We start from the raw sequence: 492 nt of genomic DNA on the forward strand, positions 1-492 counted from the left end.
TTGAGCATTGGTGAGGCGATGGGATTGTCGGAGGGGCAGGTGGTGCACCGGTTGACGTTCGCCGACCGGGTGCGCGACCACTCGCCCACGACGTGGGAAGCGTTCCTGGACGGGCGTGTCGACCTGGTGCGGGTGCGCGAGGTCGGGCACACGATCGGCCAGCTCAAGCGCACCGAGTCCGTCCACCTGCTCGACCGGCGGGTGGTGCAGTACGCGCAGACCCACACGGTCGCCGAGCTGCGGGCGTGGTTGAAGCGGTTCGTGCGACGGGTCGAGGCCGATCTGGCGATCGAACGGGCCGAGGACGAACGCACCAAGCGCCACGTGACGATCCAGCACGGTGACGACTCGATGGGCTACCTGGGCGCCTACCTGGCCTCGCATGAGCTCGCCGCGATCGCCGACCGGATCCGCAAGAACGCCCGCCGGGGTGTCGACCCCGACGACGACCGCACCGTCGCGCAGCGTGAGGCCGACCTGCTGGTCGCGTGG

The 492-nt window shown here is 69.9% G+C and carries 1 protein-coding gene; it reads left to right on the plus strand.

The genetic code is table 11. The annotated features are described in order from the left end of the window. Positions 1–18: 18 nt before the first annotated feature. Positions 19–492: DUF222 domain-containing protein (locus IFT73_RS19715; protein WP_192168919.1), on the plus strand; the 474-nt coding region annotated here is incomplete at its 3' end.

The sequence above is a fragment of the Aeromicrobium sp. CFBP 8757 genome (assembly GCF_014841755.1).
Classification (GTDB): domain Bacteria; phylum Actinomycetota; class Actinomycetes; order Propionibacteriales; family Nocardioidaceae; genus Aeromicrobium.